The organism is Polynucleobacter sp. JS-Fieb-80-E5 (assembly GCF_018882015.1).
In the GTDB taxonomy this organism is placed as follows: domain Bacteria; phylum Pseudomonadota; class Gammaproteobacteria; order Burkholderiales; family Burkholderiaceae; genus Polynucleobacter.
On the sequence record NZ_JACVPH010000001.1, the window covers coordinates 283,079 to 296,861 of the forward strand.

A 13,783-nucleotide genomic window follows, 5' to 3' on the forward strand; every position below is an offset into this window, starting at 1 on the left:
AGTGACATGAAAAAAACCATCATCTCTACTTTTCTGGCTTGCTGGCTGTACTTAGGTTTAGTAAATAATATTTGTGCGCAAACAATGGCTGGTACGGTCAAAACCTTATTAGGTAGCGCTAGCGTGCAAAGAGGTAATGAAAGTTTGGCTGTTACAAAAGAAATGTCTTTGTATTCAAAAGACGTGATTGAAACTACGGCATCTGCCTTTGTTGGAATGATGCTGACTGACGGTACAAGAATTACTGCAGGAGCAAACACCAAACTGAACCTAGCTAACTATGAATTTAATCCCGAAACACAGAAGGGAGTAATGAAGGTCAATGTTGTTAAAGGAATTATTCAAGTGGCATCGGGTACGCTGGGAAAAACTAGCAGGGAAAATGTTCAATTTAATTCACCAACAGCAAGCATTGGAATACGTGGAACCAACTTTGTCATTGAAGTTGGTTCAGATGATGAAGATTTTGCAAATGAAAGTACTACAAAAAACTAACCACTCTCATTAAAAATGCAGGGTCGTATTTCTGCTTAACTTTTGTGGCTTTAGTGCAGTATTTTGAGAAAGCATTGCAATCTCTTTCATGATCACATCACCAACATCTGGCTTGAGGTGACAGATCCAAATCTGTAAATCAGAGGCTGCCACCTGCTGATCTAATTTCGCAATCTCTCCCATCAATAATGAAGGTGAAAGATGCCCTGTAATAATCGCCAATTCTTCTTGATCTAGGAAGGAAGTTTCAATGATCAGATGCTTTAAATTCTTCTGCTGATTAACCGATTGCCAAAAAGCATCACTGACTCCAGTATCACCACTAAACACAAGAGCGCCAGAATCTGAACTGATTGCATAAGCATTTGCGGCAATACTATGATTAACCGGTAAAGCAGTCATTGTGAGGCCGTTGATCTGAATCGGCTCATCGACTTCAATGAGATTAAAGCTAACAAATGGTTTCTTAGTACTTGGTATTTTTGTAAAATCAGGCCAAATCACATCATTAAAGATGTATTCCTGTAGCGCATGAATCGTTTCATAGATGCCGTAGATTTTTAAGGGTACATCTCTTGATCCACCAACAGCATCAGCAATAAAGGGAAGACTGCAGATATGGTCTAAATGACTATGCGTCAAAAAAACATGATCTATTTCACGTAATTCATCCAAGGAGAGGTCGCCAACACCTGTGCCAGCATCGATCAGAATATTTTGATTGAGTAAAAATGAGGTTGTTCTTAATTCTCCGCCAATACCACCGCTACAGCCGAGCACGCGTAATGTACAAGTCATTGTATTATTTCTTCGCTAAGGTATAACTGCCATCCCAATGACTTCCCGGGGAGTTCTGACTCAGGTACATAATCCGCTCTAGATATAGCTCATAAAGAACCTTACCTGTATGTGCGTGGTGATGTAGAAGCGTTTCAAACTGCTCGCGCGCGCTCTGCCAATCTTGTGCTCGATAAGCTGCTAAAGCCTGATCATACAGACTGAGAGCTTCTAGCCTCTCAGCGGAGACCTGCCCCTCAAACCCAAGAGGCTCATAAATTGTTACCGCAATATCCTTACCTTTGACTTTGACTTTATCTAATTCTCGTGAAATCAAGTCTGGAATCTGTTGGTTCGTTTGATCACCAATGATGATGGCAACACCATATTCGCCGGCAATACCTTCAAGGCGAGAGGCCAAGTTCACTGCATCGCCCATTACCGTATACGCTAGACGAATTTGGGAGCCCATATTACCTACACTAACTCGACCGGAATTGAGCCCTATCCCGACTTTAATCGGTGGCCACCCCCGTTTTACAAATTCAAGATTGAGTAAATCTACAGCTTTAAGCATTTCAAAGGCAGAAAGAACGCCCTGACGAGCATGATTCTCGTCTTGAATAGGCGCACCCCAAAAAGCCATGATGCAATCACCCATATATTTATCGATCGTACCGCGATGTTGATAGATGACTTGCGTTAAGGGCGTTAAGAAGGCATTGATAAATTCTGATAAGGTTTTGGCATCTAAACTTTCAGCGATAGTAGTAAATCCTCGTACATCACTAAACAAAATCGTGAGTTCACGACTTTCACTTTCCATACTAAAGTTGTCGGGGTTTTGAGCCATTTCGTCGACAAACTGAGGTGGAACATACTGGCCAAACAAGCTGGTTATCAAACGTTTACTTTTGAACTCAACAAAATAGCCATAAGTAATATTAAAAAGATATATCCCCAAGCTGCTTGCCAATAAAGAAGCTAAGGGCAAAAGAATGCCTTTTTGATAAGCAAAAAAATTCAGCCCAAGTATTGCGGCAAGCGCCATAATAGAAGTAATAGTGCCCCAAAGTGGGCTAAGCCATGGCAGTATGAGGGCAAGAAAAATTCCCAGCATAGCAATCAGCGCTAGGTTTACTGCATTTGTCCATAACGGCGCTTGTTTGATTGTGCCGTCTAGGATGCCAGCAATCATATTGGCATGAATCTCCGCCCCAGGGTAAGCATTACCAACGGGAGTAACTCTTAAATCTAGCAGACCGGGAGCAGTTGCGCCTATCAGAACAATCTTTCCCTCTAATTTTTCCTTGGCAACTGACTTATTAAGAACATCACTTGCAGAAATATATTCAAAGCTTTTATAGGGGCCGCGATAAGGGATATAGCTTGCAAGCTGACTATCAACTGGCAAAATTGCACCGCCAATATCTAGGAATTCAATAGCTCCAAAGTAATTTGGTACGCCAGTTAACTCTTTACCATTTGCATCTAATGCCTTCAATGGTAAACCCCCCAATAAGGCCTTTACGCATGCTAAAGCGAGTGACTCATAATACTTACCATCATGAACTATCAGCATCGGAATGCGACGAATAATGCCATCAGAATCAATAATGGGGTTGATATGACCCCCATCAGTCGCACTATTTTGTAATTGCACTAGATTACCAGTAAAGCCTTGTCGGATTAAAGGTTCAGCAATATTTAACGGTATTTGGGAGGTGGTAAATACCTCTGACGGAAGAGTGCCTTTTTGAGACTGATCGCCAGGACTTAAAAAGTTATAAGCCAAAATAGTAATGCGATCTTTGAAACTACTTGCAAATTGACTATCGAAATCTAACAGCGGCTTGATGCGCCCATACTCCAGCTGAAATACGGCATCATTTTTTAAATCATTTTTAGCCAAACGATCCATAGTGCGAATGCCTGAAGATTCATCTCGCTCAGAAAAGATCACATCAAATCCGGTTAGCGCTACCTGATAGTCGTCATTTAGTCGGCTGATCAGTAATGCCAAACGATCTCGTGGCCATGGCCAGCGTCCTTCTCCACCAGCTTCACGTTCACGCAAGCTTTTTTCATCAATATCAACAATCACTACGCGAGGATCAATGCCACCAGGGGCTGTTAAGCGCAAGTGTGCATCATAAATCATGCCATCAAACCGATCGATTATGGGGATAGCTAACCACCCACCAGCTTGACATGCAAATACAATAGCAATGAATAGGCTGATGCTAATTCGAGGAATATTTTTTTTGAAACTAGCCAAAAATTCTTTTGATTTGGAGGGCATCGACTATGGGTCTTTAGTATTTCTTGACGTGGATAAAAGCGCTTCGAAAAATCATAGCACTTAATTTGATTTTTACCCTCCTAGATCAGTTTGAAAAACTATTTTAGGTCGAAGATTTTTGACCCTAGCTAACTAAGTAAGCCCTGAATAAAAATAAGAGCTACAGAAGGTCTTCTAATGACTGGATTTCGGTAATGCTGTAAAGAGTCCGAAATAATTAGATTGGGTCTAATTTAGTGCATTTCCATGGGTTAGAGTTTCTACAAAGTAGTTCCGAGGATTCCCATCACTATTTTTGTTCAATATTGATTTCTTAGTGGCACATCTAAAAACATCGATAAAGGCTATTGATTCAGCGTTACTAAGCCTTTCGTTTTAAAGCACTATAGCCCTCATAAATATGCAGCCTATCTACCAGTTTTTATATGCCAGCTTGGTTTGATATTTTGCAAAGCTTGTTTTGACAGTTCGTATATCAACGACTTAATTTGCTTGCGCTCTGCCGCGGACATCTTTTCTCTGCTGTCAACCCATCGGGTGATATCAAATACCTCATTAATAGATGGTCTTACTCTTAAGTGAACACCAGCCTGAAGTGCATCTAACATGATTGAATTTTGTGCGCGACCCATAATGCTCCGTCCTCTATATAAAATAACTTCATTCATATTCGACGTATTAGGAGGTTTTGCATATCCCCTAATTATGGGGGTCTTAGAGCCACTTTAAGTACGATATAGTTTTTGTTAGGCTCAATACAAAGCCCTTGCATAGCAACTGCAAGCTATTGAGTAGAAATTATTAACTTAAATGTATCTTTAAAGTCACTATCAATCAATAGCCAAGAGAATATCACTGCATACTATCGATGTAGTTGTTAGTAGAAATAAGAGTATTACTAAGCCTTTATCTGATGTTTGGTGAAACTCGCATCAGGGACGATATTGGGGATGCTAATTTCTATTAAATGGGAATTTGCTAGTTTAGAAAATAAAATACTCCCATTTAATGCAGACTCAATACGATGCAGCATATTTTTTTGTCCAAATCCTCGGCTTTGAAAGGCTGGCAAAGTTGGCGTTACCTCTCCTAGATCATTTTCTGAGATACTCAACTTGATGTGGTCATCATTAGCGGACAGAATGATTTCCAATTTTTTAGCAGAGGAATACTTTAAGGAATTAGTCAAAATCTCTCGCACTACTTGCATTAGATTAACAACTAAATCCTTGGGATAGAGGGCGGATGTTTCCTCTGCACCAATTGAGTGATATGAAATAGAGCATTCTTTCTGCGATTTGAAAAGATCGGAATATTGATGAATAGTTAAAACCATCATCTTGTGAAGTGATAATTCAAAATTCAAATAGTTTTCAAAAATATGATTCATCTCCTCAATTGCAGCATCAATCAATTTGATTGATTCAGCTGGAGAATAAATTCCATTCTGCATACCAATAGATGCTTTAGTCAGTTGGGAGCCGAGGCCATCATGCAAATCACGCAACATACGCTCTTTCTCAAGAGCAATATAATTGTTGATGTGAATTTGGGTATTTAATTGATCAATTAACTGCAGGTTGTCCATTTGGAATCCACAGATAGCGGCAAGTGCCCCCATAAACTTTTGCGTATCCACGGGAAATGGCATATGAAACCCAGTTCTTGGATGACGCGCATTAATTAATTGCAACACTCCAATAACGCCTTTGTCATTAGCGAATATAGGAACAGTCAGCACTGACTGTGTTCTATAACCATTCTTTTCATCAAACCTCTTGATGCCTTCACATTCAAAAACTTTGTGAGTATAAGCGTCCTCGATGTGCAATACCTTTTTCTGATGATATACATAAGAGCAAAGATGGGTATGGTCTGGTGTGCCTATGGCATCTAACAATGGGATTTCTATTCTGCCAGGCGAGCTTAAGGAGTCCTCACTTTCGCCGTCCTGGAGAAGGGCATTGTTAATAAAATGCTGAAATTGCAAGGTATTGCGATTGGTGACTGTATAGATTGATCCGCCCTCGCAAGACGATGCATCAATCGCCAGATACAGCAACTTTTGCATCAACAGATTTGCATTCCTATCGATACCAAAACCAGCAAATATATCAACTAAGGTTGCTAAATGATTGGGATCGACATTATCCTCTTCCTTAACGGCAAAATTTGTCGTGTGATTTTTCAGGGAATCCATCGATTTTTTTGACCCTTCATCACAGCCTGGACGTTGGAACGCACCTGCAACTTGCTGTAAATAATCTTTGTATAGCCGCTCACTGTATGGGGAGAGAGGTTAAGCTCAGTTGCTACTGATTTAATGGGCAGACCTTTGGCTAACATTGTTAACACTTCGGTTTCTCTGCTAGTCAGAGGATTTTGAGTATCTTGGGCCTGAGTTTGATTGTTAGCATTTTTATTGAGAAGCTTTTTAGCAATTTTTGGACTCAGGGTCGCATAGCCCTGTTTAACACTACTCAGAATATTGCTAAAGTTTTTTGGTAGTTCATCCTTTTGAATGAACCCCTTAACGTCAAAATTCAAGCACTCGAAAAAATCATCCTCCTGCCCTATTCCTGTGATAACTAAAATAGCTAGGTCAGGTTGCATTAGCTTGGCCTGTGAGATTACCTTAGCGCCATTCATATCAGGAAGGTGCAAGTCACATATTAGGAGGTCAATCGGATTTGACTTTAAAAAATCTAGCGCTTCTGTGCCAGTTTCACTTGACCCTCTCAAATTAAATTGAGCATCCAGAGCAATTTCAGCGGTATATAAACTGGTAAAGAATAAGTCATCCTCAACAATAAAGATGCTTGTTTGATTTAAGGTCATAGTCAAATCTATCCGCTATCAAAAATGATACATTAACTTACCCTATAAATGCGGGGGTAGAAACTCAACAGATTTTACCCGCATGAAGAGCGCGAGTTCGACTCAATTTGACCAAAGTCCTATGAAGCTTCATCTCATACCCAATATTGAGGTAAATTGACAAATTCCCAGTGAGTTTGCAACACTAGAACTAGAGACGCTAGAAGCGTTTCTAGTTTGGATCGTAGTAAGCTTACTGAAGGCTATAGCCATTTTAGTGCCCAATAGGGTCTTACCAGTATCGTTGCAAGCGTTTGTCGACATCATCGTTCTTCATCTCATTCGCATTCGATTGATGAGGAAATAATGGCATTTCTTTATTAATTAAATTCAGTATTCGAAGTACCGTCAGTCGAATCAAAACTTTTGGAAGTCATTTGACCAACACAGCCTTCATCAATAATTTTTCGAGAAATATCACTTACCTTGAAGCAATAAAGCGTGTAATAAATATTAATTTTAAGTGATTGATGTGAAATGTTCAATATGGTTTTACCCCATAAATATGGGGTTGAGTTCAAGCGAAATAATTAGTGTCAATTTGCAGATTACGAAAGCCTTAAAGATTTAAGCTTTTTAATAAATAGATCACCAAGAATTTCTGGGCGGCCATTAAAAAATACATCAACCTTATTTTTTCCAGATAAGGTCTTAGATAATTTAATTCGCTCGGCGTGGTTTTCTGCCAATCGAACTGCAGCATTAACGTAATCAGTGATATTTTCTGCAACCATCCACTTCGGATAATTTAAGCGTTCGAACATTCCTTGATCAATATGTTCGTGAACCTCAGGCCCAGTTTTACAAACTCCGATCAAACCAGCGCTAACGGTATCGATAATTCCATTAGTATTTCCAAATGGAAATGGATTAATGAACATATCGCAGTCGCTAATCACTGCCATATAGTCCTGATAGTTTTGATGAGGATAAATGATTACCCCATCACCCAAAAAGCGTTTTACAACACGCTGAACATAATGATAAACCATGCCCTGAGCCTGACCTACCAAAAATCTAAATTCAATCGGGACGCGAGATTTCTCAATGATTTGCGCACAGGCCTGCAAAAAGCTTGGATTTAATTTCATTGTAGTTGCACAAACTGCAATTTTGACTACCTCAGGTTTAGCAAGAAACTTTTTTGAAATAGACATCTCTTTGGCGGAGGCCGAAGGCCGATAAGGCATCCCATCTTTGGGCAAAATTAACAGCTTTTCACTAAAACAATTTTTGCTGCCAACATAATCTTCCTCTACAACGACATAATCAATTGCATGCGCATGGGTAGTTGCAGGATGACCAAGTGCCATCATTTGCAATGGGGCAATACGTAAGTTAGAAACCCACATGGTTAATGGGAACATGCCTACGCTGGGCATGTAGCAAATTTGGGCATTTAATTTTTGCGCAACATCCTGAATTTGTTTTAATTGATCCATCATCCCCACGTTAGATAGGGGAATAAATTCATCAAAAACTTGTTTGGTCACTTCATCAACACAATTTTCATAAGCCATCGCTACTACCCGAAAATGACGACGGGCACCTTCTATAGTTCTTGAATGCGTGCGATAGATTGAATGGGAGCTGCCAAACCACTCAAGTATTACCAACATGACTGGCTTATTCTTATCGGGTTTAGTTGAAAGTTTTAGCCTAGGGATTTCAATCTCTAGGACATGGTTGTTTCTCAGCTTTCTGCGGATTAAAGCATTGATTGATTTTTTGATATCGTGTTTGTCTGCGCGATCGGCATAACTGCAATGCATATAAAGATCATGTAGAACCCCAATAGGCAATTGCTCAATATCATCAATTTGATCTAAACGCGCCGCTAACCAGGGCAGGATTTGCTCACGCTTACTATGCGCTAATGGAGAGCCCAAGAAGCGGGGGGAAAGCAATACCAAACATAAACATGCAGCCAGCTCTTTATTGCCAGCCCACAAAGCATCCAAGTCTAAAGCAATTTCAGAATCGGGAGTATATAGAAGGCAAAACTTTAACAATTCTTCTTGGGCCACTTCCAAGTGATTTAAATCTGATGGATTGTCTTTGACATTTAATGCCCTGATCACATGATCTGCATTATGAAATGGGCTAGCTGCAAATAAAATAAAAATCCATCGGTGTGTCGCTAAAAGCCGCTGCGTCCACTCTGGAGAAATAACCAATGATTTATTTGAAAGCAAGCAAGATGTTGCAGATGCTATCCTGGTAAAAATATGTTGATCGACCTCGAATTGCGATACTGAATATAGTGGTTGCGCTTCGAAGTCTGAACCTACCGAACCATAATTTGAATCTAGGCTATCTAAAAAAAGCTTTAACTCCCGCATTCCCATTTCATGGTTTTGACTATAGGCATAAGCCTCAAATTTTTCTAATGAAAACCCCATGACATTACACTTTCTATTAATTTGTGTTTATTTGTTGAGGTGAAATTAATGCTAAGCATACACTGGCACTATAGGTAAGAACTGTGATCAATAAAATTTATTACCCTAACGCTAAACCTTCTTAAATATTGAGTACCTTCAGCTGTAATGGCTCACTTTTGGATAGATTTAAGTAATGCAAACTTGGTAACTTACTTGTCTAAGGAATCTTCCCCAGGGATGATTCCAATCTTGAGACAAAATACTAAGCTCCAAAATAAGACTAACTGCTCCTTCTAACCTATACATTGCCGGTCTCTTTTATTTCTGGGTATCACCTGGCTTTAATGATACGGATTGACTACAGAACTTTGGATGATTCTGTCAATTGTGTTTACCTTTAAAGGAAATGGTTTTAAAAGTATGCCTCTCCCAATACCCGTTCCGTTTAACTTTTGTGGCTTGAATGTATTGTCATTAGCCATCCCATCTACAGGACTGGGGTTAATGGGTGAACTTGCAGAATTTGAGTACTCCATAGGAGATTGATTGTCAGAGCGTGATTCACTTAACCACCTATTATCAATATTGAGATACTTAAGCTTCATCAGCTTTAGCATATCCGCTATCAACATAGGATCTTGAGCAGACTTCAGGGCCATTTGCATATAAGGGAAGGCAAAATCAGAAAGTTGATTTATTCCTAGAATCTGTGAATTGTTGCTAGGTAGAGAAGGTGAAATATAGGCAACACCATACCCACTATATCTAGAGATATTGAAATTGATGGGGTCGAGAGACTTATATTGGAAATTAACGGTTTGATTACCAACCCCAGGATTTGCAAAAGAGGCTGTCGTGCTTAAGTACTGATTTAAGGTATTAGGGGCAAGAGTTATAGTGCTCCCATCTGCCAATGCGCTATTCCCCATCAGAATTGTTCCCGTAGGACCAGATAAGATAGTTGCACTCGTTCCGCCATCATAGACCTTATCACTGACGGTGCCATTGGTAGTGAGGGTGACATTGGCTTTACTAATCGTGGCGGTGGTACTTAACTGTGCGCCATTCACAATGGTGTAGTTGGTGCTATCGAGCAGTGCATTATTTAAAACCACGGTTTTTTGATTACCGGCGCTGGCATTGTTAAAAGAACCCGTGGTAGTGACATTTGTAAAGCTGGTACTGGTGGTAGCCCCATTGGCTAGGGTCGCATTACCTAGCTGCACTACTCCAGAGCTATTGGTAAGGACTGCTGCATTGGTGGTGGCGTCATAGACCTTATCACTGACGGTGCCATTGGTAGTGAGGGTGACATTGGCTTTACTAATCGTGGCGTTATTAAGAATACTAGAGGCGCTATTAATTCCATATCCAGAAACACTCCAATTAGCATTAGTAAATGATGCCCCGCTACCAAGATTTACAGACCTTAGTCCTGCGCTAGAACTATTAAACTGCATTCTCACAATAGAAGCGGTGTCACCATCAATGAGGCCACCTAAGATGTTACCGCTGGCATTGGTAGTGGTGTCATATACCTTATCACTAACATTATTTATAGAAAGGTTAGGATTATTACGGTAGTAGTAATTTCTTGTACCAGCAACTGATGCAATGTTAGCGTTAGATGCGTTATAGGTTTTGTAATTGACTCCAGTAGAGTTTGCTCCAGAAATACTTCCTTGAAGTGCCAAGGTATTGGTGGAGTTGCCAGAGAGTATCGTCACAGTGCTACTTGATCCTACATTAACCCCTGAACTAACTAAAGTGACATTACCGCCATTAATATCACCTGCTAGTTTAGCAATGCCGGCCAATATCGATAAATTACCACTAACATTCAGCTTACTGTTACTAGCTTGAGAAATATTGCCAGATGCTGTGCTGATAGATAAATTAGCTGCCGAAATAGAATTATTTAACTGTATAGAACCCGAATCGGCATATAAAGAAACATAGCCCGCACTATTAAGATCCGATTTAGTAATGATGCCGCCAGGCATGAAAATAGCTAGACTAGAAGTAGTAGTGCCATTCACATTCAGGGTGCCATTAGCTTGGGTTATGGTGCCGCCAGCCATGGTCAAGCCAACAAATGCATTACTAGAGCCACTCAAATTAAAGGTTCCATTATTTTGAGTGATGTTACCGCCAGTCAAGTAAACGCCTTGCAAATTGGCATTGCCCCTTCCATTCACATTTAAGATGCCATTATTTTGAGTGATGTTGCCGCCAGCCAAGGAAATACCTCGATTCGTATTACTGGTGCCATTCATATTCATGGTGCCATTGGCTTGCGTGATATTGCCACTAGAAAAGTAAATGCCTTGAGAGCTATTGCTGTTGCTAGTACTGCTACCATTCACATTCATGGTGCCATTGGCTTGGGTAATATTGCCGCCAGAAAAGTAAACACCTTTAGAGGTATTACTAGTGCCATTGAGATTGATAGTGCCATTAGTAGCAGTGGCTTGGGTGATGTTGTTGCCAGAAAAGTAAACACCATAAGAGGTATTACTAGTGCCATTGAGATTGATGGTGCCATTAGTGGTAGTGGCTTGGGTAATATTGCCACCAGAAGAGTTAATGCCTTGAGAGATATTACTAGTGCCACTTAGATTCAAGCTACCATTGCCATTGGCTTGAGTGATGTTCCCGCCAGCCCAGGAAATACCTGTGCTAGTAGTACTGGCGCCATTCAAATTCATAGCGCCATTGACTTGTGTGATATTGCCACTAGAGAAGCCAAAGCCTGAAGCGGTATTGCTAGTGCCATTCACGTTCAAGATGCCATTATTTTGAGTGATGTTACCGCCAGCCAAGACAATGCCTTGATAGGTATTACTGGTGCCATTCATATTCATGGTGCCATTGGCTTGGGTGATACTACCAGAAACGTAAATGCCTTGAGAGCTAGTACTGGTGCCATTCATATTCATGGTGCCATTGTCTTGGGTGATTCCACCAGCCAAGACAATGCCTTGAGAGTTATTGCTAGTGCCAGTAATATTAAAACTACCCCCACTCACATTAATATTAGAGTTAACTATGTTTACACCGGGGCTAGCTCCAACTATTGCATTATTTCCTGTTAGATTACCATCACCCCCATTTAGGCTAATGTTGGTATTCCTAAGCATTAAAGTGCCGTTGGCAGCAGTAGCAATGAGTCCTAGTGACCCACTGCCTGTAGCGCAGACATTGACGTATGAGAAGTTTAGGCTTTGATTGGCGAAGAGGGTTAAGTTACTTTTTTTATCACCAGTTTTGATAATGTTTGCAGCAACTGTCAGATTGCCTCCAGCACCACCAGAGCTTGCTGTCGTCACGCAAACATCTAAGCCCTTATTTAAAGCACTCTCAATGGAGGCGTTGTTGACTATGGCTGTTGTACTAGCGCCATTCCAGGTGTTGCTGACATTCACAGCACCTGATGTGTTAGAAGCGTTAATCGTAATATCAGTTGGGTCGATTAGCCACTGACCATTTTTGCCTTTGCTAGTACCGCCCACAGTCCCTAGCATGGTGAGTATTTGACCAGAGGTTTCTACAAAGCCGCCATCACCTTGCGCACTACCAATATTCACTGTCGTATTTGCACCAATATACGTTTGATTGGCTAAAGACACGTTCATGATATCGGCGACTTTGGCTAGGCGATCACCTCCGATGATGACCCGGCCACCAGATCCCATACCACTTGCATCAATACTGCTGTTACCAAATAGACCAATCCGATTGCCCGATAGAACAACAGTACCCCCAGTCGCATTAGCCTGGGTGCCTGAGACATTGATAGCTGAGTCTAGTATGGTGGTCTGACTATTGGCTAGTGCAGAGTTACCCGCTAAGACAACCGTGCCACCACCTTGATTACCACTAGCCAATAAACTGACATTGCCAGTTAGATTGATGTTTTGGGCGCTCACTGTAAGGTTGCCACCAAGACCTTGGGTATTAGAGGCGTTGAGTACAGCATTACCGATGTTGACATTGCTAGCAGCCCCACCATCAATCTGGATCCCTCCACCTTGGGCATTTACCACACCAGATAAATTCATTGCTGAGTTCAGTAAGCTATTGGTGGCGTTGGTAGTTAATAAAATCCTGCCCCCTTCTGCGCTAATGACCCCACTACTAGTGATCGATGCATTATTGGCACTAGCCCCTATGGTCAATTGCACCAACTGACCATTGCTTAAGGTTAAAGTAGCTTGATCACCACTGGCTAAGGCAATTTTTCCATTGGGGGCATTCAAAGTACCGGTATTGCGCACCTGATCACCTACTAAAGTAATAAAACCAGCAGTCGCGGTGAGCGAACCCTGATTACTAATCAGACCACTACCATTAGAGCCGCCATTCAAAGTAAGGGGACCGCCTGTCATAAAGGCGCTCGGTGAAAGGTCTTTGGTAGTAGCCAATAAACCGCCTACGTTGACAATCGCACCGTTACCAAAAACAATACCTTGCGAATTGACAATAAAAACTTGGCCATTAGCGGTCAGCGTCCCTAATATTTGACTGGGGCCTGAGACGCCAACGACCCGATTTAAAATTTGTGAAGAAGCCGAAGGCTGCACAAACTGCAGCGTCTTACCAACATCCACATTGAAGTTTTGCCAGTTCACCACGGCTTTATCACTCGTTTGCGTGACTACCATTTTGCTAGCAGAGGTTTGGTTGATCGAAGCCGCGCCGCCCACGACTAGTCCGCCCGAAGGCAATGCTTGTGCGCGCGCTAAATCATAATGAGCGCCAAATGCAAAGCAGGCGACTAATGCTAGAGTCTTGATAGGAAATAAGGTTAGACTAAAGACGGCGCCTTTTGATGTGGCAGATCGAGCAAAGCTCGAACCTTTGCCGCGACCAAAGATAATCTCCGCAACAGCCACAAGCATGCCACGGGTTTTACTAAAGACAAGACGGTAGGCCTTGTTATTCATAA

General features: G+C 41.3%; 8 protein-coding genes. 1 reads left to right on the forward strand and 7 read right to left on the reverse strand.

The genetic code is table 11. The features are described from left to right. The first annotated feature begins 6 nt into the window (after nucleotides 1–6). Nucleotides 7–495 carry a FecR domain-containing protein gene (locus ICN44_RS01275; RefSeq protein ID WP_216262222.1) on the forward strand — a complete coding sequence of 163 codons (489 nt, stop codon included), beginning with the start codon at nucleotides 7–9 and terminating at the stop codon, nucleotides 493–495. Between the two features lie 9 nt (nucleotides 496–504). Here the strand turns inward: ICN44_RS01275 and ICN44_RS01280 are convergent, their stop codons facing one another. The 7 genes from ICN44_RS01280 to ICN44_RS01310 form a co-directional block, all read right to left on the reverse strand. Next, nucleotides 505–1,293 (reverse strand): 3',5'-cyclic-nucleotide phosphodiesterase, encoded by a 789-nt coding sequence (locus ICN44_RS01280; protein ID WP_216262224.1) that lies wholly within the window; start codon nucleotides 1,291–1,293, stop codon nucleotides 505–507. A 4-nt stretch (nucleotides 1,294–1,297) separates the two neighbouring features. After that, nucleotides 1,298–3,574: a CHASE2 domain-containing protein gene (locus ICN44_RS01285; RefSeq protein WP_216262226.1), complete on the reverse strand. Its 2,277-nt coding sequence runs from the start codon at nucleotides 3,572–3,574 to the stop codon at nucleotides 1,298–1,300. 407 nt (nucleotides 3,575–3,981) lie between these two features. Further along, on the reverse strand, nucleotides 3,982–4,206 hold the full coding sequence (locus ICN44_RS01290) for a hypothetical protein (RefSeq protein ID WP_216262228.1): 225 nt from the start codon (nucleotides 4,204–4,206) through the stop codon (nucleotides 3,982–3,984). Between the two features lie 266 nt (nucleotides 4,207–4,472). Then, nucleotides 4,473–5,774, reverse strand: coding sequence for a GAF domain-containing protein (locus tag ICN44_RS01295; protein ID WP_216262230.1), 1,302 nt, complete (start codon nucleotides 5,772–5,774; stop codon nucleotides 4,473–4,475). Further along, on the reverse strand, nucleotides 5,762–6,412 hold the full coding sequence (locus ICN44_RS01300) for a response regulator transcription factor (protein ID WP_216262232.1): 651 nt from the start codon (nucleotides 6,410–6,412) through the stop codon (nucleotides 5,762–5,764). Before ICN44_RS01300 ends, ICN44_RS01295 begins: the two co-directional genes overlap by 13 nt. A gap of 587 nt (nucleotides 6,413–6,999) precedes the next feature. Beyond that, a complete protein-coding gene (locus ICN44_RS01305) occupies nucleotides 7,000–8,853 on the reverse strand; it encodes a peptide transporter (RefSeq protein ID WP_216262234.1) in 1,854 nt (617 codons plus the stop codon). A 323-nt stretch (nucleotides 8,854–9,176) separates the two neighbouring features. Next, complete coding sequence (locus ICN44_RS01310; protein WP_216262236.1) at nucleotides 9,177–13,781, reverse strand: filamentous hemagglutinin N-terminal domain-containing protein; 4,605 nt, start codon at nucleotides 13,779–13,781, stop codon at nucleotides 9,177–9,179. Nucleotides 13,782–13,783: the final 2 nt, after the last annotated feature.